Origin of the sequence: Cytobacillus oceanisediminis 2691 (genome assembly GCF_000294775.2) — a bacterium.
Lineage (GTDB): Bacteria > Bacillota > Bacilli > Bacillales > Cytobacillaceae > Cytobacillus > Cytobacillus pseudoceanisediminis.
Genome location: NZ_CP015506.1, coordinates 4,796,922 through 4,816,054, shown reverse-complemented (window position 1 = coordinate 4,816,054; position 19,133 = coordinate 4,796,922). Strand labels below are relative to the sequence as shown.

Annotated in this window: 18 protein-coding genes, 1 other RNA gene and 1 riboswitch; of the genes, 15 read left to right on the top strand and 4 right to left on the bottom strand. The window is 42.3% G+C overall.

Annotated features, from left to right (window positions below; genetic code table 11):
* The first annotated feature begins 84 nt into the window (after positions 1 to 84).
* The 6 genes from smpB (at position 85) to A361_RS24150 (ending at position 4,616) form a co-directional block, all read left to right on the top strand.
* A complete protein-coding gene (smpB, locus tag A361_RS24175) occupies positions 85 to 552 on the top strand; it encodes an SsrA-binding protein SmpB (protein WP_009331807.1) in 468 nt (155 codons plus the stop codon).
* Between the two features lie 143 nt (positions 553 to 695).
* Positions 696 to 1,055: a transfer-messenger RNA gene (ssrA, locus tag A361_RS24170) on the top strand.
* Between the two features lie 551 nt (positions 1,056 to 1,606).
* Positions 1,607 to 2,323: an MOSC domain-containing protein gene (locus A361_RS24165; RefSeq protein WP_019383293.1), complete on the top strand. Its 717-nt coding sequence runs from the start codon at positions 1,607 to 1,609 to the stop codon at positions 2,321 to 2,323.
* A gap of 228 nt (positions 2,324 to 2,551) precedes the next feature.
* Positions 2,552 to 2,612: riboswitch (Fluoride riboswitch) on the top strand.
* A 61-nt stretch (positions 2,613 to 2,673) separates the two neighbouring features.
* The gene (locus A361_RS24160) at positions 2,674 to 3,051 is read left to right on the top strand and encodes a fluoride efflux transporter FluC (RefSeq protein ID WP_236887934.1); all 378 of its coding nucleotides are present in this window, start codon (positions 2,674 to 2,676) and stop codon (positions 3,049 to 3,051) included.
* Positions 3,048 to 3,416: a fluoride efflux transporter CrcB gene (gene crcB / locus A361_RS24155; protein ID WP_019383291.1), complete on the top strand. Its 369-nt coding sequence runs from the start codon at positions 3,048 to 3,050 to the stop codon at positions 3,414 to 3,416. Before A361_RS24160 ends, crcB begins: the two co-directional genes overlap by 4 nt.
* Before the next feature lie 99 nt (positions 3,417 to 3,515).
* Positions 3,516 to 4,616, top strand: a complete 1,101-nt coding sequence (locus A361_RS24150) for a mechanosensitive ion channel family protein (protein WP_019383290.1) — start codon at positions 3,516 to 3,518, stop codon at positions 4,614 to 4,616.
* A 34-nt stretch (positions 4,617 to 4,650) separates the two neighbouring features.
* On the opposite strand, the gene A361_RS24145 is transcribed toward A361_RS24150, so the two are convergent.
* Positions 4,651 to 5,190 (bottom strand): flavodoxin family protein, encoded by a 540-nt coding sequence (locus A361_RS24145; protein ID WP_019383289.1) that lies wholly within the window; start codon positions 5,188 to 5,190, stop codon positions 4,651 to 4,653.
* Positions 5,191 to 5,369: 179 nt separating this feature from the next.
* Here A361_RS24145 and A361_RS24140 point away from each other — a divergent pair, with 179 nt between their 5' ends.
* From A361_RS24140 to A361_RS24125, 4 genes are all read left to right on the top strand, one after another.
* Positions 5,370 to 6,746 carry an alkaline phosphatase gene (locus A361_RS24140; RefSeq protein WP_019383288.1) on the top strand — a complete coding sequence of 459 codons (1,377 nt, stop codon included), beginning with the start codon at positions 5,370 to 5,372 and terminating at the stop codon, positions 6,744 to 6,746.
* Positions 6,747 to 6,812: 66 nt separating this feature from the next.
* On the top strand, positions 6,813 to 7,448 hold the full coding sequence (locus tag A361_RS24135; protein ID WP_019383287.1) for a DUF4352 domain-containing protein: 636 nt from the start codon (positions 6,813 to 6,815) through the stop codon (positions 7,446 to 7,448).
* A 222-nt stretch (positions 7,449 to 7,670) separates the two neighbouring features.
* On the top strand, positions 7,671 to 8,120 hold the full coding sequence (locus A361_RS24130; RefSeq protein WP_019383285.1) for a MarR family winged helix-turn-helix transcriptional regulator: 450 nt from the start codon (positions 7,671 to 7,673) through the stop codon (positions 8,118 to 8,120).
* A 156-nt stretch (positions 8,121 to 8,276) separates the two neighbouring features.
* On the top strand, positions 8,277 to 11,405 hold the full coding sequence (locus A361_RS24125) for an MMPL family transporter (protein WP_019383284.1): 3,129 nt from the start codon (positions 8,277 to 8,279) through the stop codon (positions 11,403 to 11,405).
* Between the two features lie 111 nt (positions 11,406 to 11,516).
* On the opposite strand, the gene A361_RS24120 is transcribed toward A361_RS24125, so the two are convergent.
* Entirely contained in the window at positions 11,517 to 12,233 is a 717-nt protein-coding gene (locus tag A361_RS24120; protein ID WP_009331790.1) for a 3-ketoacyl-ACP reductase, read from the bottom strand.
* 141 nt (positions 12,234 to 12,374) lie between these two features.
* Between A361_RS24120 and A361_RS24115 the strand changes: the two genes are divergently transcribed.
* A complete protein-coding gene (locus tag A361_RS24115; protein ID WP_019383283.1) occupies positions 12,375 to 13,382 on the top strand; it encodes an LLM class flavin-dependent oxidoreductase in 1,008 nt (335 codons plus the stop codon).
* Positions 13,383 to 13,611: 229 nt separating this feature from the next.
* On the opposite strand, the gene A361_RS24110 is transcribed toward A361_RS24115, so the two are convergent.
* Positions 13,612 to 14,304 carry a C39 family peptidase gene (locus A361_RS24110; protein ID WP_019383282.1) on the bottom strand — a complete coding sequence of 231 codons (693 nt, stop codon included), beginning with the start codon at positions 14,302 to 14,304 and terminating at the stop codon, positions 13,612 to 13,614.
* Between the two features lie 127 nt (positions 14,305 to 14,431).
* Positions 14,432 to 15,286, bottom strand: coding sequence for a DUF4097 family beta strand repeat-containing protein (locus tag A361_RS24105; protein ID WP_019383281.1), 855 nt, complete (start codon positions 15,284 to 15,286; stop codon positions 14,432 to 14,434).
* 270 nt (positions 15,287 to 15,556) lie between these two features.
* Between A361_RS24105 and A361_RS24100 the strand changes: the two genes are divergently transcribed.
* The 4 genes from A361_RS24100 (at position 15,557) to def (ending at position 19,088) form a co-directional block, all read left to right on the top strand.
* On the top strand, positions 15,557 to 16,033 hold the full coding sequence (locus tag A361_RS24100; RefSeq protein ID WP_019383280.1) for a GNAT family N-acetyltransferase: 477 nt from the start codon (positions 15,557 to 15,559) through the stop codon (positions 16,031 to 16,033).
* 567 nt (positions 16,034 to 16,600) lie between these two features.
* Positions 16,601 to 18,091: a potassium/proton antiporter gene (locus A361_RS24095; RefSeq protein WP_009331776.1), complete on the top strand. Its 1,491-nt coding sequence runs from the start codon at positions 16,601 to 16,603 to the stop codon at positions 18,089 to 18,091.
* A gap of 234 nt (positions 18,092 to 18,325) precedes the next feature.
* A complete protein-coding gene (locus tag A361_RS24090; protein ID WP_009331775.1) occupies positions 18,326 to 18,517 on the top strand; it encodes a helix-turn-helix transcriptional regulator in 192 nt (63 codons plus the stop codon).
* Entirely contained in the window at positions 18,510 to 19,088 is a 579-nt protein-coding gene (gene def, locus A361_RS24085; protein WP_019383279.1) for a peptide deformylase, read from the top strand. The genes A361_RS24090 and def overlap by 8 nt, the downstream gene beginning before the upstream one ends.
* The last annotated feature ends 45 nt before the right edge of the window (positions 19,089 to 19,133 follow it).

The following is a 19,133-nucleotide window of genomic DNA, read 5'->3' as shown; positions in this document are numbered from 1 at the left end:
CAATTTTGCTATAATAGAGAGACCGCTATAGAACGGATGCTGCATTTCCTGATTTCAGGAAAGAGGAGCAAAGGGGGATTCAACATGCCAAAAGGAACTGGCAAAATGGTTGCGCAAAATAAAAAGGCCTATCATGACTATGCTATAGAAGAAACATACGAAGCAGGCATTGTTCTGCAGGGGACGGAAATTAAATCGATCCGTGCGGGCAAGGTGAATCTTAAGGACTCATATGCCAGAATTCAAAACAATGAAATCTATCTTTTCGGCATGCATGTCAGTCCTTATGAGCAGGGAAACCGCTACAATCACGATCCGCTAAGGACAAGAAAGCTTCTTTTGCATAGAAAAGAAATCAGCAAGCTGATTGGCGAGTCAAAGGAAGTCGGCTATTCGATCGTTCCATTAAAAATGTATCTTAAAAATGGTTATGCAAAAGTTTTAATTGGCCTGGCAAGGGGTAAAAAGAAATATGACAAGCGTGAGGATCTGAAGAAGAAAGAAGCCAAGCGTGAAGTAGAGCGTGCTTTCCGTGAAAGGCAGAAAATGTAAACCCAGAACCTTACAATTGAAAAATTAGTTCAGTGTGCTATAATAGTAATTGTCACAGCGAGTGACACAATCTTTAGCTCATCTATTCGAGCTTATCCGAACGTCAGCGTACTGAATAAGATTCGACGCAGACCTATTATAATGGGGACGCTACGGATTCGACAGGGATAGTTCGAGCTTAGGTTGCGAGTCGAGGGGATCGGCCTCGTTAAAACGTCAAAGCCAATAACTGGCAAAACTCAAAACAACTTCGCTTTAGCTGCCTAATAGGCCTTTAGCGGTTCGCCCCTCCATAGCCCATGTGGTAGGGTAGCGGACTCACTCTTAGTGGGCTACGCCGGATTCCACCGCCTGAGGATGAAGGAAGAGAACAACCAGGCTAGCTGGCCGGACGCCCGTCGATAGGCATAAGGATCAGCGAATTGCGAATATATCGACTACACTCGTAGAAGCTTAAGTGCCGATATTTCTGGACGAGGGTTCGACTCCCTCCGTCTCCACCAAATACATATTTGGTGGTTTTTTATTTGTTGTAACTTAAACTATATGATTCTTTAAAGTGTTTTTGACAATGTTATGCTTTAAATGCATTGAATAAAGTTAAGTGTAACTCTATCTTTCGAAACAAAGAGAAGTGGCTAATGCATTTCGAGAAGTCACTTTAATGATTGGGGACATTGCAATATGGTGTCCTCTTCCAATCGTAAAAATTTGAAGTTACATTCTTAAAGCCCACAGTAATATTCCGCAGACAAAATCACTGGCTGTTGTGTTTGTATAAATATTTCAACACGCTTTTTAACCCCGCATCAATTACCTGATACTGTTTTTTCCTTACTTACCTAACGGTGTTTTTCTTCAATAAGATTGGTCTTGCCTTCTTATCTCACTTTTTAATAAATATAAATAAGTTACGGTTCCCGTTGATCCAAAAAGGGTTAACGCTCTTTTTTGTCGGACTTGCTATTGATCAAGTTTAAAGGGATACGAAGTAAAATGAAGGAGAGTTAATCTTACGAACTGCAGGTTTAGGCCAAATACGGGGGGATAGACTTTGAATCAAAAGAATGAACGTATTGGAAGAGTCCAAGAAATCAATAGGTTTCCAGTGAAATCAGTTTTGGGGGAGTCTTTATCCTCTGCCCCAGTTGATAGTCGAGGTATACTGGGAGACCGTTTATGGGCAATTAAAAATGAGGATGGAAAATTTGGCAGTGGAAAGACTACACGGCGCTTTCAGCAGATGGAAGGCTTGTTTAACTTTAAAGCAAAATATGAGCAGGACACCCCCCTTATCACTATGCCCGATGGAACAGAATATCGAGGTGATCAGGAAAGGGTAAACAAGGCACTAAGTGAGCTGTTAGGGTTTCCAGTAACATTGGCAAAGGAAGAGTCAATATCACATTTTGATGAAGGGCCCATAAGTATCATCACAACCTCTGCGTTAAAAATGTTAAGTAAGGATTTAGGGGAAATAGCAGACTCGCGCCGATTTCGGGCAAACCTAGTAATCGAAACAGAAGCAACAGGGTATCTTGAGGATGAATGGGTGGATCAGCTAATTCAAGTAGGAGAAAGTGTTACCCTGAAAATTGTTGCCCCGCTTCAAAGGTGTATTATGGTAAACAATCCTCAAGAGGAACTAAAGCAGGATGCTCGTATATTGAAAACCTTGGCAACTCACCATGCTGCAATGTTTGGGGTTTGGGCAAAAGTTGAACGATGTGGTGAGATAAGAGTTGGGGATGAGGCAATATTACTTAAATAAAATGTGCTGAGTATTTGTTCTGCAAGAATAGTAATTCAATAAAAAATAGATGCCTCGGACCTTTTGCTCCAAGAAATTTAACAGGAGGACATATAAAGTGACCGAAACCAATATGAGGTGGATGACGAGACCAGGATTTTCGCCTTGATAGTGATGATGTTGTTAAAGAAGATTTTTTAAAGGTCTTTTAATCCCTGTTCATATGTTTTATAGTGTTAATGAAGATAAAAAGTAATAGGTGATGGAGTTCACCTTTAACCGCCTTTAGGCTAATGACTCCTGTCAGTTGTGAGGTAGCTGGCAGGAGTCTTTTTATATTGGACAAACTAAGAAAAAAGGGAGGGATAGGGGTGGTTTATTTATTAGTTGGGGCTGCAGGATTTCTTGGAGCCTCTTTGAGGTACTCCATTGGTATTTTCCTCTTTCATGAGAGTGTGGTTTTTCCATTTGCTACTTTGACGGTTAATCTGCTGGGAAGTTTTCTTCTCGCTTGGCTTATGACGGGGCTGCTTGTGCGTTTTTCCTTGCCAGCCCATTTAAAAACAGCTCTGGGAACTGGTTTTGTTGGCTCCTTTACGACTTTTTCAACCTTAAGTGTTGAAACGGTAACACTCTTTCTCGATGGAAAGACAGCTCTGGCAGTATTGTATGTTACAGCGAGTGTATTCGGCGGATTATGGATGAGCAGACTAGGATTCCGAGTCACGAAAGGAGAAGAAGCAGAATGAGTATGTTTCATTTTCTGATGGTGGGGATGGGCGGTTTCTTTGGAGCGATATGTCGGCTGTGGGTCAGTCAGGTTATAAATAAAAGGATTGTGTCGAGGTTCCCTGCAGCTACGCTTGTTATTAACTTAATTGGTTCCCTTCTTCTTGGAATCATGGTGGGCTCAGGAATAGAAGGCAGTCTTTTTATGCTGCTCGGCACTGGTTTTATGGGGGCTTTCACTACTTTTTCAACATTTAAGCTGGAAGCAATACAGCTCCATATGGATAAAAGGAAAAAAGAGCTCATTCTTTATAATGTATTGAGCTATGGCGGCGGAATACTCCTGGCTTTGCTGGGTATTGAACTGGGCAAGCTCTTCGGATGAAGAAAGGTTTTTCCAATGCGTTTTTTAGGGAATTTCGTATGATAACCTGTCTTATAGAATTATGTTATGATAACAAATAGCATCAAGGAGGTTATTCATATGTTCTGGGAAACTTACATGAAAGAAGATATATTGGTGGATCTGGGAATATCAATTGGGATTTTCCTGCTGTTTCTCATTTTCCGTAAGCTTTTCACCAAATATGTATTTACACTATTATTAAGGCTTAGCAGAAAAGCACCAAATGACTTTTTCTCACATATTTTTGTTTCATTTCAAAAGCCGATTCAGTGGTTATTTATCATTATAGGAATCTATGTTTCTGTCGGTTATTTTCCTCACTTAAACCAGCATAATTCCTTGTTTTTAGATATTATTAGAGCGTCTGTTATCATTATGATTACCTGGGGCTTGTACAACATGGCAGCTGCATCATCTGCCCTTTTTACCAGTCTAAAGGTTAGGTATAATCTGGAAATTGATGATATTCTCATTCCATTTATCTCAAAGTCCTTGAGAGTTGTTATTGTGGCAATCAGTATAAGCGTGGTTGCCCAGGAATTTGATTATGATGTTAATGGCTTTGTTGCTGGACTTGGATTAGGCGGAGTCGCCATTGCTTTTGCTGCCAAGGATGTACTGGGCAATTTGTTTGGCGGATTTGTCATCATTACTGAAAAGCCTTTCACGATTGGCGATTGGATTATGACGCCAAGTGTGGAGGGAACAGTTGAAGATATTTCTTTTCGAAGCACCAGGGTAAGGACATTTGCCCAGGCGCTGGTCACAGTTCCTAATGCTACTTTAGCCAATGAATCGATTACAAACTGGAGCAAGATGGGGAAAAGGCAAATCAGCTTCAGATTGCGCGTTACTCATGATACAACGAAAGATCAAATGGCGAATGTGGTAGGGCAGATTGAGTATCTGTTAAAAAATCATCCCGATATACACCCGGAAACCATTCTTGTGACCTTTGACGACTACAAAGAAAATGGACTCGATATCTTCCTTTATTTCTTTACCAAAACGACAAATTGGGGAGAATTCTTGAAAATTAAGGAAGAAATTAATTTTGAGATCATGGACATTCTTGAAAATGAGCGTGTTTATGTAGCTATGCCAAGCAGGAAATTATATTTAGACCCTGATGGGGAAAATCAGCTGAATAAAGATTCCAGGGTAAGACAGGAATCGTGATATGAAAAAAAGGCGGACCGGTGAGTCCGCCTTTTTATTTTGAAAATAATATATTCCACTGTTCGGCCTTCGCTAAAGCAAGAGTGTCCTCTTTAACTTCTCCCGGCTTTACTCCGCTTCCAATGATATAATCAGCAAACTCCATGCCTACAAACTCGAAGATATATTGAAATTGCTGAACAAGGGGGAGTCCTTTTACTTTCGCGCTGCTGCCGCCTGTAATAACAACGTAAGCTTTCTTCTTTGCCAGCTCTTCTTTCAGGTTAAAGCGTTCATCCCTTAGATACTGTGACCAGCGATCAAAGAAATCCTTCATCGGACCGCTCATCCCATACCAATACAGAGGCGTGGCAAATAGAAAAACATCATGTGACAGCATATGCTGAATTAATTGCTCATAATCGTCTTTTACCGGTGAAAAACCGCCTGCTGCATGCCTCTTATCAATAATCGGTTCAATATGCATTTCAGATAGCTGAACAAGGGTATGTTCAGTGCTTTCTACTATTTTTCTTGCCAGGAATTCGGAGTTGCCATTTTCTCTTGTGCTTCCCAGCAGGGCCAAAACTTTCATAAAAAATCGCTCCTTCAACACTTTCATTTGTTTATGGATTTTACACAAAAAATTCCAAGAAAGCAAAGACCAGGTCTTTACATAAGTGCCCTCTAATTTTTACATTCTATTAATCTTCCATTTACACACTGTCACTATACTTTTAATTGTGGTTAAAAACAACAGGGAGGATTACTAGAATGAGATTAAAGAAATTGACAAAAAAAGCACTTCCGGTTCTTGCTGCTTCTGCAGTTGCGTTTGGAGGACTAATGGGTACAGTTCAGCATACAGAAGCAAAAGGGAACGAAGATAATAGAAAAATTAAGAATGTAATTTTCCTTATCGGTGATGGAATGGGAGTATCTTATACATCTGCATACCGTTATATGAAAGACGACCCAAGCACAAAATTTGTTGAGCGTTCCGAGCTGGATAAATATTTGGTCGGCCAGCAAATGACTTATCCGGAAGATCCGGAACAAAATGTAACAGACTCCGCATCTGCAGCAACAGCAATGTCTGCAGGCATTAAAACTTATAACAATGCGATTGCCGTAGATAACGATGGATCAGAAGTGAAAACCGTTTTGGAAGCTGCAAAAGAGAAAGGAAAAGCAACAGGACTTGTGGCAACGTCTGAAATTACGCATGCGACTCCTGCATCATTCGGCTCCCATGACGAAAGCCGCAAGAATATGAATGCCATTGCGGATGATTACTATGATGACCTTATCAATGGCGATCATAAGGTAGATGTACTTCTTGGCGGAGGCACAGATTTATTTGTCCGCAATGACAGAAATCTTACAGAAGAGTTTAAGAAGGATGGATTCAGCTATGTAACAGACCGCGACCAGTTATTTGCGGATGACAATGAGCAGGTTCTTGGTTTATTTGCAGAGCGCGGTCTGCCAAAAATGATTGACCGCACAGAAGACACTCCTTCATTGGAAGAAATGACTACTTCTGCAATCCAGCGTCTGAACAAGGATAAAGACGGCTTCTTCCTGATGGTAGAAGGCAGTCAGATAGACTGGGCTGGCCATGATAATGATATAGTTGGGGCAATGAGCGAAATGGAAGACTTCGAAAAGGCATTCAAAGCAGCCATTGATTTTGCGAAAAAGGACAAGCATACCCTTGTTGTTGCAACTGCTGACCACTCAACTGGCGGCTATTCCATCGGTTCTGATGGCATCTACAATTGGTTCAGCGAGCCAATTAAAGCAGCAAAGCGTACACCTGACTTTATGGCAGCGGAAATTGTAAAAGGTGCGGATGCAGAAAAAACTTTGAACCAATATATCGACCTTGATCTAACTGGTGAAGAGATCCAATCTGTTAAAGATGCTGCCGAAACGAAGAATGTAACAGATATTGATAACGCGATTGAGGAAATCTTTAATGAGCGATCACATACTGGCTGGACAACTGGCGGCCATACCGGTGAAGACGTGCCGGTATATGCATTTGGCCCTGCAAGCGACCGCTTTGCAGGGCAAATCGAAAATACAGACCATGCTAAATTGATTTTTGAAATATTGAAGTCCAATGTAAAAGTCGAAGATAAATAATGTATCATCTCCCGCTGCTTTCAAGGAGCAGCGGGAACTTTTTACACCTATGGAAGGGGGATCATCATGAAAAAACTGATAACAATGATTGCTCTCTTATCGTTTGTTTTATTTGGATGCTCAAACGCGCCGGAACAGCCTTCTGATGCCAGTGCTGAAGCTCCGGAAGAAAGTGAAGCTGTGAAAAATTATGCCCCAAACCCTCAGGTTCCGGATGATCGGCAGTTGGAAAAAGCAGGACAGATTCACCTGGACGAAAAAGGTGAACTTACTTTGAAAAAAACAAAAAACGTTAATGGTATTTATAGCATCGGCCCCGTTGAAATGAAAGTGACAGATGCAAAAGTAATGCATTTGAAGCCAGACTACAGCTTAGTGGATTATTTTCATACCCTGACGCATGACGAGGAATTCGATTTTGTTAAAGTCTTTGTTGAAATTAAGAACACTTCTGATCAAAAAGTGAACTTTGCCCCGGCAGCCATCCTTGAAACAAGTAAAGGTGAGCAAATAACTTGGGAAAAGGATATTTACCTTGATGGGCTAACCGAAGAAATTGGGCCAAACGAAACCAAAGCTGGCAATGTTGGCTTTATAATAGAAAAATCGGATTTGACACATTTCGAAATCACCACCAGCGATGTGTTTAGTGCTGATGGGAAGAAGATTCAAGATGCAGAAAAGATTCAAATCGAATTTTAACGGACAAGGCTCCAGAGATGGGGTCTTTTTTGCTGGAAATTATATTTGCTGATCAGGGCCCTGGGTACAGTGCAGGAAATAAAAAAGGAAAACGTTATTTTATTCCTTTTGATGAAGTTTAATTGACAACCATCTTCCCCTATATTAAAGTTAACTACGTTAATAGTTAAACAGTTGAACAGTTAAACGATAGAATAATTACTTTGTGAGGTGAATATATAAGTGAATGTGCCAAATATTAAGGATTTGGTCGACCGGTATATTGCCGTTTCTTTTTCCGTTGAGAAAAAGGCCGCGTCCCTTGTGAAAAATCAGATAGGCAGCGATCTGACCAATGACCAGCATTTTACACTAAGGTACATAAATCAGGTGGGATCTTGTACTTCGTCAGAGCTTGCAGAAGTGTTTGACGTAAAAAAAAGCGCGATTACGGCGATGATCACGCGCATGTGGGAAAAAGGGCTGATTCAGCGAACACGAGATGAAAATGATCGCAGGGTTGTCTATCTGACTCTTACCGAAAAAGGGAATGATTTGTACGTCAAAGCAGAAGAAAAGATTCATAACCTTGTAGAATCGCTGATAAACAGATTTGATCAGGTCGAAATCCAGCAGTTCATTGAAACCTTTGAAAAATTGGATAAGGTATTATCGCAGTCTAACGGGCAGTAAGACTCCCGTTCTAGACTCAGGAGCAATCGAAGGAGTATGAGCGGGAGTCAAACTGCCCGTATAGGCCCGATTGGTTCAACTAACAATCAGTGGAGGGAGAGAACCCCCACTGATTGAAGTTTCACTTTATCAGAAAACAAAGCGGGGGATTAAAGAGTGTATTCAATTATTAAAAGAAAATGGCTTGTCATTGTCGTTTGGATCGCAGTGGTTGCCGGCTTGTTTATGGCAGCGCCAAACATGGCAGATCTGGTCCGTGACAAAGGGCAGATTACTGTGCCTGAAGAGTATTCATCCACACTTGCCGGGGATATCATGCAAGAAGTGCAGAAGCAGGAAGGCGGCGGGGATGAGACCCAGGTCGCACTTGTTTTTCATAATGATAAAAAGCTGACAGAAGAAGAAATCCAAGAAGCGGAGAAAGCTGTCCGAACGCTTGAAGAAAAAAGCGACGAAATGGGAATTACGGAAATTCTTACCCACTTTAATGAAGAAAGCTTGAAAGAACAGCTTGTTTCAGAGGATGGCAAGTCCATTCTGACTTCTGTCAATGTAAGCTGGAACGACCGTGAGCCAGCTGAGCTGAGTGAAGAGCTTTACTCAGCTATTGATGATGCAAAGGTAGATCATTATTATACGAGTGAATGGCTGATCAATGAAGATCTCATGAACAGTTCGCAGGAAGGACTGAAAAAGACGGAAGGAATCACAGTCGTCTTTATTCTGGTTGTTTTGCTGCTAGTATTCCGATCAGTGGTTGCGCCCATTATCCCGCTGCTGACAGTTGGATTTACCTATCTTGCCTCACAATCCATTGTGGCATTTTTAGTGGATAGACTGGATTTTCCGATTTCGAACTATACTCAGATTTTCCTTGTGGCGATTCTGTTTGGGATTGGAACAGACTATTGTATCCTGCTGCTAAGCCGCTTTAAAGAAGAACTTTCCTATAATGAAAGCACAGCGGATGCCATTGTGGCAACATACCGAAATGCGGGCCGCACAGTATTTTTCAGCGGCTTGGCTGTTATGATTGGCTTTGCTGCAATTGGCTTCTCGCAATTTATTCTTTATCAGTCAGCAGCAGCTGTGGCCATTGGTGTAGCAATATTATTAATTGCTTTATTTACCATTGTGCCATTCTTTATGGCGGTGCTGGGGCAGAAAATTTTTTGGCCTTCGAAAAAGAGTGCCGAGCATGGAGAAAGCAAGCTATGGGGTACAGTCGGGCGATTCTCTCTTGCGCGTCCATTCGTGGCATTGCTTATAGTGGCAGCCGTTTGTGTGCCGTTCCTGGTGACATATGACGGAGAACTTTCTTACAACTCCCTTGAGGAAATCGGAGGAGATGTTAATTCCATTAAAGCGTTTAATGCCATTGCTGACAGCTTTGGGCCAGGAGAATCCATGCCAACGCAAATCGTCTTGAAAAACGATGAGGAAATGGATTCCGCAGAATATGTAGGCCTGGCTGAAAAAATCAGCCGAGAGGTTGAAAAAGTAAATCTGGTGGATACAGTCCGATCTGTCACAAGACCAACTGGAGAGCCAATCGAAGACTTCTTTGTTGCCAAACAAGCTGAGACTCTTGAAGAAGGCCTTGGAGAAGGTAAGGACGGATTAAATAAAATTTCAGACGGCTTAAATGAAGCAAGCAGCGAACTGTCCAAATCAGAGCCTGAGCTGCAGAATGCCACAAAAGGCATCAACGATTTGATCTCTGGCACCAATGAAATCAAGTCCGGCCTTGGTGAAATTCAAACAAACCTTGTAAAGATTGAAGATGGTATTCGCCAGGGGTCAGTGGGTTCAGATCAAATTAAAGATGGCTTGGAAGAGTCCAAGGCTGGTGCCGAAGAGCTTCTTGCCGGATACCAGAAGCTGCTAGTTGGATATCAGTCAGCGGAACAGTTAATTCCTTCACTAATTGCAGGTTATAAAGAAATCCAGACGAATGTAAATCAGCTATCGGATGGCATCAAACAGGCGAATGATGCACTGTTTGGCTATGTTGAAACAAATGACCCAGCGTTGGCCCAAGATCCCCAGTACCAAGCTATTAAAGGTCAGGTTGCAGGCCTGCAGCAGCAGCTTCCAAAGGTTTCCGAAGGGATTAATGCTGCTAATGGTGGCTTAACAAAGCTGCAGAATGGCTTGGCCGAAGCGAATAGAAACTTTGGAACTGCCATATCGGGCCAAAAAGAATTAGCTGCAGGCCTCCAGAAGCTAATCGACGGAATCGAAGCCCAGCAGGCTGGCCTCAATCAGCTTGCTGATGGGCAGGGGCAAATCGTCGATAATTTTCCGAAGCTGACAAATGGTTTATCAGGAATCAATGGCGGACAGGAACAGCTGCTCGCAGGATTCAGCGGTCTTGGCGGACAAATCAGCCAGCTGACAGATGGTCTTGGCCAGAGTGCAGATGGGCTGGAACAGGTGTCTGAGGGTCTCGGTTCGGCACAGGATTATCTGGCTGGCCTATCAAATTCGGAAAATATGGATGGTTTCTATCTGCCGCCTGAAGTTCTGGAGGATGAAGAGTTTGCCCAGGTGTTTGATGTCTATTTGTCAGAGGACCGTAAAGTCATGACAATGGATGTAGTGCTAGAAGCAAATCCTTACTCCAACGAAGCCATTAACCAGGTGGGTGAAATCAAAGAAGCGGTGGAAAGAGCGACAAAAGGGACCAAGCTTGAAAATGCGGTTGTCGCAGTAGGCGGGATTACAAGCACAAATGCTGATTTGAGCACAATGTCAGATCAGGATTATTCCCGTACAGTTGTATTGATGCTGCTTGGTATTTCGATTATTCTTGTGTTCCTTTTCAGGTCTATTATCATGCCAATCTATTTAATTGGTTCATTGATTTTGACCTACTATACAAGTATGGCAATGAATGAAGCGATTTTTGTAAACCTGCTTGGATATTCGGGCATCAGCTGGGCAGTTCCATTCTTTGCATTCGTTATTTTGGTCGCACTTGGCGTTGATTATAGCATTTTCTTAATGGACCGCTTTAATGAATATCGTGACCTTTCAATTGCAGATGCAATGCTGTTATCCATGAAAAAGATGGGCACAGTTATTATCTCAGCTGCTGTTATCCTTGGCGGAACATTCGCGGCCATGATGCCATCCGGGATGCTGTCGCTATTGCAGATCGCGTCTATCGTTCTGGTCGGATTAATGCTTTACGCACTGGTAATGCTGCCGCTATTTATTCCGGTTATGGTCAAGAACTTCGGCCAGGCAAACTGGTGGCCGTTTAAAAGAAGCGCAAATTAATGTATGTCGAGACTGTCTTTAAGGCAGTCTCTTTTTGATGGGAGAAAGAGTTTATTTCAAAAAGAAAAATAAAGCCCCAATCATTAAGCGATAGGGGCTCCTCCAAAAATCTTACGGATTTGTCGACCACATGCCTGCTGTCTTCACAAACACCCGAGGGTTCAATTTCAGCTGTGCTACCATGAATTCTGCGAGGTCTTCCGGCTGCATAACCTTTTCCGGGTTGCCGTCTGTCAGGTTTGTTTCAATCGCAAGATCAGTGGCAACCGTGCTTGGAGTCAATGCGCTAACTCGAATATTATGCTTTCGAACCTCAAGCATCAGGGATTCTGTTAAGCCTAAAACGGCAAATTTGGATGCGCTGTATGCACTAGTGACAGGTGCGCCTTTTTGGCCGGCTGTGGATGCAATGTTGATAATGTCTCCGGACTTCTGTTCGATCATTTCAGGAAGAACGGCTCTTGTAACATTATAAACACCCATCAAGTTGACCTGGATGATGCTTTCCCACTCATCAGGAGATAGCTCCAGGAATCCTCCAAACTTGGCAATTCCGGCATTGTTGATCAGGATATCCACAGAGCCAAGGTCTGACTTAATATGCTCGACTGCATGAGTAACGGCTTCAAGGTCGGCAACATCGGCTGCAGCAGCAGATACATTCACATCGTACTGGCTAAGTTCATCCGCCATTTTTTCAAGATTTTCAATCGTGCGGCCAAGCAAACCAATATTGACGCCTTCTTTCGCAAGCGCGATAGCTGCTGCACGCCCGATCCCTCTGCCTGCTCCTGTGATTAGAGCTGTTTTGCCTTTTAATGTATGCATCGTTTTTCCTCCTTAAAAAAAATCATTCATATACTACCAGAAAGGCTGTAAATTTCCTAATAAATCGCTTGCGCAGCCGGGACATTTGAGGAAACTGCATCCCTTGTGATAAGATCATCTTCAATAAAAGGGGGAGTTCTAATGAAGCTCAGTGTTTTGGATCAATCTGTCGTGGCAAAAGGGGATACTGCAGCTGAAGCTTTTCGTAAAACAGTCAAGCTTGCCCAAGTGGCAGAAGAGCTTGGCTACACCCGTTTTTGGGTGGCTGAGCATCATAATTCGAATGGAATGGCTGGCTCCTCACCGGAAATTCTTATCTCCCATATTGCATCAAGCACCAGCCGCATTAAGGTCGGTTCAGGCGGAATCCTTCTGCCGCAATACAGCCCTTATAAAATTGCCGAAAATTTTAATGTGCTCCAAACTCTATTTCCAGGACGAATTGATCTGGGCATTGGAAGGTCTCCCGGAGGATCCGCATCCACCCGGCTTGCCCTGACAGATGGAGTAAGGAAAAGTCTGAATGAGTTTCCGAGACAGCTTAGGGATTTGCAGGGATTTTTGAACAAAGAGCTTCCAGAAGGCCATCCTTATCAGCAGGTGAAAGCTTTTCCGCAGGCTGAAGATCCTGCATTATTATGGCTTCTTGGAATCACGCATCGCGGAGCAAGACTGGCAGCAGAACATGGAGCTGCCTTTACGTATGGCCACTTTATCAATCCCGCCAATGGAAAGAGAGCAATGGATACATATTTCAGCCAATTCCAGCCTTCAGCAGCTTTGTCTGAGCCGAAAGCAAATGTGTGTATTTTTGTTGTATGCGCTGAGACACAGGAAGAGGCCGAGAAGCTGGCTTTGAGCCAGGATCTGTGGCTTCTGGCAGTTGAAAAAGGGAGAGATACGAGATTAATCCCAAGCATAGAAGCTGAAGGTATCCAGCTCACACATGTGGAAAAAGAAAAAATTACTGAAAACCGCCAACGGATGTTAGTTGGTACCCCAGCAAAAATAAAAGAGGAATTGAAGCTGCTCAGCGAAATCTACGGAACAGATGAGTTTATGGTCATTACCAATATTCATGGCTTTCAAGACAAGCTAAATTCTTACAAACTGCTGGCCGAAGCTTTCGGCTTAGTTAAAAATTTGTAATTCACAAATCATCCGCGGATTGAGGATGATTTTTATTTTAGAGCTTCCCATATTTCAAAATGTGCATAACTAATTCATTGACTTTTTCAATTTTTCAGAAGTATCCACAATATAAGGTGTTTTTTGTCCGATTCATCCACATTAAGTGGATAATCCAAGGAAATAATAGAGTTATCCACATAGGTGATCTTGATCGAGACAAAAAATTATCCCCATACATTCGCGATTTTTATTTATCCACATAAGTGATTGCCTGTCTTCCCATCTGTTCCCATCCGGCAATGAACTTGTCCTTTTGGTATTGGGTATTTTTCTCCTTAAGCGGATCGTTTGCATAGATATGATCTTCATCATAGCCTGTGACTAATACAGCATGCATTCGGTAGGTTATTTTGACCGGGCCATCTTTAGTTTCCCAGGTTTCCCATTCTGAATCAGGCAATACGTCGTAAGTGCTGGTGATGATCACCCAGACTGGTCTCCCGTCATCAAGCTGCTCGATTACTTTGTCGAACCCGCTGCCTGTCAGGTCTTCAATTTTTCCGGGCAAATGGCTTTCAGCCAGTTCTGCAACGGGTTCATGGTAGGCACCGAGTCCAGGTTCATCCAATGTCTGCATATTGCCAACAAAGCCTTTATGAATGTTTCCCCTATAGCCATCCATTTCGAAAGGAACACGGTTTATTTTTTCGGCTAATTCCATTTTACTGGTCTCTTCTCCTGCATGATTCAGGAGCATGGCAAGGCTGGTTACTTCACATCCTCTTTCAAGCTCAGGCTTTTGCGAATAATGAGGGGCATCAATTAACACTTTGCCGTCCTCCTGCTCTGCGGATTCAGTTTCACTTTCCTGGCCGGGAATCCAGGATGGTGAAGAGCAGCCTGACAGCAGAATGGATGCCAGTAAAATAACTTTCTTCAAGATTCACACTCCTTTGTGAGATTTCGCTTGTCAAAATAATGGTATAAGACTATTTCCCTATGCTGTCGAGTCTTAATCCTCATTCAGCATTAAAAAAAGCCCGGTTTCCCGGACTTCAATGCAGCAGTTAATTAATTTCAGCTTTTCCGCTGGAGACGGAGATACGGATGTCATGTTCTCCAGATCCATGTTTGCCGGAAATATCATTTTTATCGCGTTTCTCATCATCCAATTCAATATTGCTGCTGATATGGCCGCTGCTTGCTTTGCCCTTTAAGGTGAAGCCCGCATCATCAGGCAAATCAAGACGGACAAAGCCTGAACTTGCTTCCACTTTAATTGAGTCAATCAGTTTGCCGACCATTATATCCAGCTGTCCCGACGATACTCCGGCATCAAGCTTGCCCTGGTAGTTGCGGATCTTTACTTTGCCGGAACTCATATCTATTTCTCCTGCACGGGTAGTTATATGATCTGCTTCCATCATCCCTGATGACCCTTCATGCTCAAATTCATCAGTCTTAATGTTGGCAAGGCTGACTTTGCCGGAGCTCATATGAACATCCAGACTCTCAAGCTCGAAAGGCTTGCTTTTAGATTCACCGGCAAAATTCAGACGGCCTGAACCAATGTCAATTGACATGGACTTATTGAAATCTTCAGGAATGTAAATCCTCAGATTGCTTTTATTATTGAAAAACTGAAAGCCGTCCAGCCATTTTCTTTCGTATTCTACACGAACTTCGTTTCCTGACTTATTTACGGTCACTTTCCCTTTACCGTCAAGCACTGCTCTAACATCATTTCTCTTTTCAGGAATAATGACTGTATCTGAACTTGATACATCTATGCTGATATGATCTGTCCTCTTGCTGAGAGAAGCTTCGGTACTGTTTCCTCCAGAACTGAGCCAGCTGTTTACGCCGGTAAAGAGCAAATAAGAACAGATTAAAATGATAAAAATGGCGAAAATCCTTTTCACTATGAACCCCTGCTTTCCTTCATAAATTTCTTAATTATATTTTATGTTAATCCCAATTCATGCACATTGAGCCCCAGCTTTAAATTCAGCTAAGACTTGAGGCGTACGGAATAAAGTATAACGTTTTTTTGTCCGGCGGGGATGCGCAAACTGGAATGTATTCAGAGCAGCAAAAGTTCTAGAGAGAAGCTCCGCTTATTTTAACTTTCTAAAAAGAATTTTCTTTTTACTGCTAATATCTTATTATAAAAGGAAAAAACAGGAGAATCTATGAAAACCACTACTGTCAATGGAAAAACAATTAATGGCGGTATGCCTGAGGTATGCGATAAAAAACTGGCTGCTGCTGAGCTGAAAATGATTAAATCGGATTTAAAGATTGTACAGATCTCAAAAGATCACGAGACTGCTGCAAAAGAATTAATACTGAATGGATTCCAGGAACGCTTCGGATTTATTGACCATTCGTTAAATTCTGATTTGAATTACCTTACAGAAACATATAACGGTGAGGGTATCCTTTTTCTGGCTGGTTTGATTGAAAATGAACTGGTGTGTACGGGTACGATGACCAATGAAGGCAATGGGGAATGCAGGCTGCAGCGAATGTCTGTAAAAAAGGAATTCCGGGGTCAGGGCATTGCCAGTATGATGGTACGGCAACTGGAGGAACGCGCCAAAGCAGCCGGTTACAGAAAAGTTGTCCTCGAAACAAATATTGCCTGGAATAGTGCGGTACCTCTATAAACGCTGCGGATATAAGGAGTATAAACTGGAAGATGAGATGATTCATCTATCTAAAGAAATTTAGCGGATTTGCCTAATGGCAAGTCCGATTTTTATTAAAAGCATGCATATGAAGTGCAATGTTACATAATATATGTTATGATGTATTTATGTTACATTAAAAAAACGATAAAGACAGCGGAAGCGGCAAAAGATAATCTTATGCTGGAAACCAAGCTCGCGGCTCACTGTCACTTCTTTTCTAACAGCAGCTCTTCACCATGCTAAAGATCCGTCATGAACTGTTGTCATCACTTCTCCGGGCATTACACTGGCTAACATTAAATTCTGCCTTTTTCGTAAAGAACACAAGTCATTCTTCACTTTAAAAGAAATTGTTCAAAAGCAAGGAAAATTCTCCGTTGTAAAAAAGTCACTTAAGTCTGAACAAACTGAGACTTAATTTTGCATGATATTGTCTCCTTCATACAGCTTTACTGATTCATAAAAAGAATTCCTCAACAATAATAAAACATTTTTTATAACCTATATCCTTTAATTAAATCTAAATAAAGAAGGTGATTCGTATTGGCTGAATTTATTTGGCACACAGATGCACTTATCCTATTGGCTGCTATTCTGTTTATTACTGGAGTTATGACAACTAAATTTTCTGCACGGCTTGGCGTGCCTGCTCTTGTTCTCTTTATCGCGGTCGGGATGGGATTAGGGCAATTCATTTATTTTGATAATGCGAGAATTGCTCAGATGATTGGGGTTTTGGCCTTTATCATTATTTTGTTTGAAGGTGGACTGCAGACGAACTGGAAAACAGCTCGGACGGTCATTGCACCTTCCTTATCATTGGCAACCTTAGGTGTTGTGATTACCACTGGTCTTGTTGCTGTGGCTGCAAAGTTTATTCTTGGGGTGGATTGGACTGTCGCGGTGCTTTTTGGCGCGATTGTCGGATCGACTGATGCAGCTGCCGTTTTTGCTGTATTGAAAGGGCAAAATATAAAATCCAGGATTTCCGCAACATTGGAAGCCGAATCTGGCTCCAATGATCCCATGGCAGTATTCCTGACAGTTGCCATGATTGAGTTAATCATGACTCCCGGCTCCGGCATTTTCTCGCTTGTTGGTTCCTTCTTTATCCAAATGGGAGTGGGAGCAATAGCCGGTCTCCTGTTTGGCAAATTCGCAATATGGTCATTGAATAAAATTAACTTGGATTCAAGCGGGCTTTATCCTGTGTTTGCAACAGGATTTGCCATGCTGACATATGGAATAACAGCTTATCTGGGAGGCAGCGGCCTTCTTGCTGTATATGTGGCGGGTATTATGATAGGAAACGCAGACATTGCCTATCGCCACTCTGTTTTCCGTTTTACAGAAGGGTTTGCCTGGATGATGCAAATTGCGATGTTCGTTATTTTGGGTCTCCTGGTCTTCCCGAATGAGCTTTTCCAATCTGACATTTTGCTAAAAGGACTGGCTCTTTCAGCTCTTCTTATATTTGTTGCCAGACCTGCTGCTGTGTTCTTAACCACCATCAAGATGGGCTTCTCAATGAAGGAATTGATCTTCTTATCTTGGGCAGGATTAAAAGGAGCTGTGCCAATCGTGCTGGCCACTTTCCCGCTGCTATCCGGTGTGGAAGGAAGTCACGAAATTTTCAATGTTGTCTTCTTCGTTGTCCTGACAAGCGCTCTTATCCAGGGGTCAACGATTACATTGTTAGCCGAAAAGCTCGGTCTTACTGGGCCTGAGAAGGCTACTCCCATGCATTCCCTGGAATTGGTTTCCCTTGGAAAAGCAGATGCTGAAATGATTGAATTCGAAATAGAAGATGATGCATTCATTATCGGGCAAAATCTGATGGAGATCCCGTTTCCTGAAGGCGCACTCGTCAATGCAATCATTCGTAAAGATGAGTTAATTACTCCGACAGGCAACACCCAAATTGAGCAGGGAGATTTTCTTTACATCCTTACTAAGAGAAAATATAAAAGAGAGCTTAAGCTGCTGCTGAAAAAGAAAAAACCAGCTGAAACTCTGGTAGAAGCAGAGGCGTAGTCAAATAAGGAACCAGTGTGGAGAAAGATCTGCACTGGTTTTTTTGCAATTTCACGGATATTTGTGTTTTTTCGCGGATAAACCAAGTAAAATCGCGGATAAAATCAAAATATCGCGATTATCTTCTGTTTTTCGCGAAAAAATTTCATGGGCATCAACTAATGTCCAAAGTATTGGACATCCTGCCGTCTGAAATGCTACCATAATAATAGTTTCAGCCCAAAAGGTGATAGGATGAAAAATAAAATAAAGGAAATACGAAAAAAGCTGGGAATAACACAGAAAAGGCTCGCTCAAGAATGCAGTGTGGCCAGGCAGACAATCAATTGCATAGAAAATAATAAATATGATCCCACACTGGAGCTCGCTTTTAAAATTTCTAAAACATTAAAAGTAAAGGTAGATGAATTGTTTATTTATGAGTAAATTTAATGCTGATACAATCATTACTATGAAAGATATTGTGCGGGAAGGGGATCCGATCCTGCGGGAGGTAACAAAAGAAGTCACAGTGCCTTTGACTGAAGAAGATCGCGGAACGCTGATTGCGATGATGCAATATTTGAAGAACAGCCAGGACCCTGCCATTGCAAAGAAATATGGCTTACGTCCGGGCATTGGGCTATCTGCCAACCAAATCGGCCTTAACAAACGCATGTTTACCGCCTATTTTACCAATGAAAAAGCTGAGCCTCAGGAGTATTTCGTAATTAACCCGAAAATCATCAGCCACTCTGTCGGTGTCATTTTCCTGCCGGAGGGAGAGGGCTGCCTGTCAGTAGACCGTGACGTAAAAGGGTATGTGCCCCGTTATGAGCGCATTAAGGTAAAAGCCCATAATCTTGAAGGCGAAGAAGTGACACTCCGATTCAAGGGGATTCCGGCCATCATTATGCAGCATGAAATCGACCATCTGAACGGAATAATGTTTTATGATCGAATTAATAGAAATGATCCGTTCAGAGTTCCGGAAAACTCGGTTATGGAGAACTTTTAGAAGCATAGACCATGGGTTTATGCTTTTTGTTTTGTGGGAACAGGA

Bases quoted from the DNA above. Each gene is read 5' to 3' on its own strand.
- smpB (WP_009331807.1), top strand. From the start codon at position 85: ATGCCAAAAGGAACTGGCAAAATGGTTGCGCAAAATAAAAAGGCCTAT.
- crcB (WP_019383291.1), top strand. From the start codon at position 3,048: ATGAGTATGTTTCATTTTCTGATGGTGGGGATGGGCGGTTTCTTTGGA.
- A361_RS24150 (WP_019383290.1), top strand. From the start codon at position 3,516: ATGTTCTGGGAAACTTACATGAAAGAAGATATATTGGTGGATCTGGGA.
- A361_RS24145 (WP_019383289.1), bottom strand. From the start codon at position 5,190: ATGAAAGTTTTGGCCCTGCTGGGAAGCACAAGAGAAAATGGCAACTCC.
- A361_RS24140 (WP_019383288.1), top strand. From the start codon at position 5,370: ATGAGATTAAAGAAATTGACAAAAAAAGCACTTCCGGTTCTTGCTGCT.
- A361_RS24135 (WP_019383287.1), top strand. From the start codon at position 6,813: ATGAAAAAACTGATAACAATGATTGCTCTCTTATCGTTTGTTTTATTT.
- A361_RS24120 (WP_009331790.1), bottom strand. From the start codon at position 12,233: ATGCATACATTAAAAGGCAAAACAGCTCTAATCACAGGAGCAGGCAGA.
- A361_RS24115 (WP_019383283.1), top strand. From the start codon at position 12,375: ATGAAGCTCAGTGTTTTGGATCAATCTGTCGTGGCAAAAGGGGATACT.
- A361_RS24100 (WP_019383280.1), top strand. From the start codon at position 15,557: ATGAAAACCACTACTGTCAATGGAAAAACAATTAATGGCGGTATGCCT.
- A361_RS24090 (WP_009331775.1), top strand. From the start codon at position 18,326: ATGAAAAATAAAATAAAGGAAATACGAAAAAAGCTGGGAATAACACAG.
- def (WP_019383279.1), top strand. From the start codon at position 18,510: ATGAGTAAATTTAATGCTGATACAATCATTACTATGAAAGATATTGTG.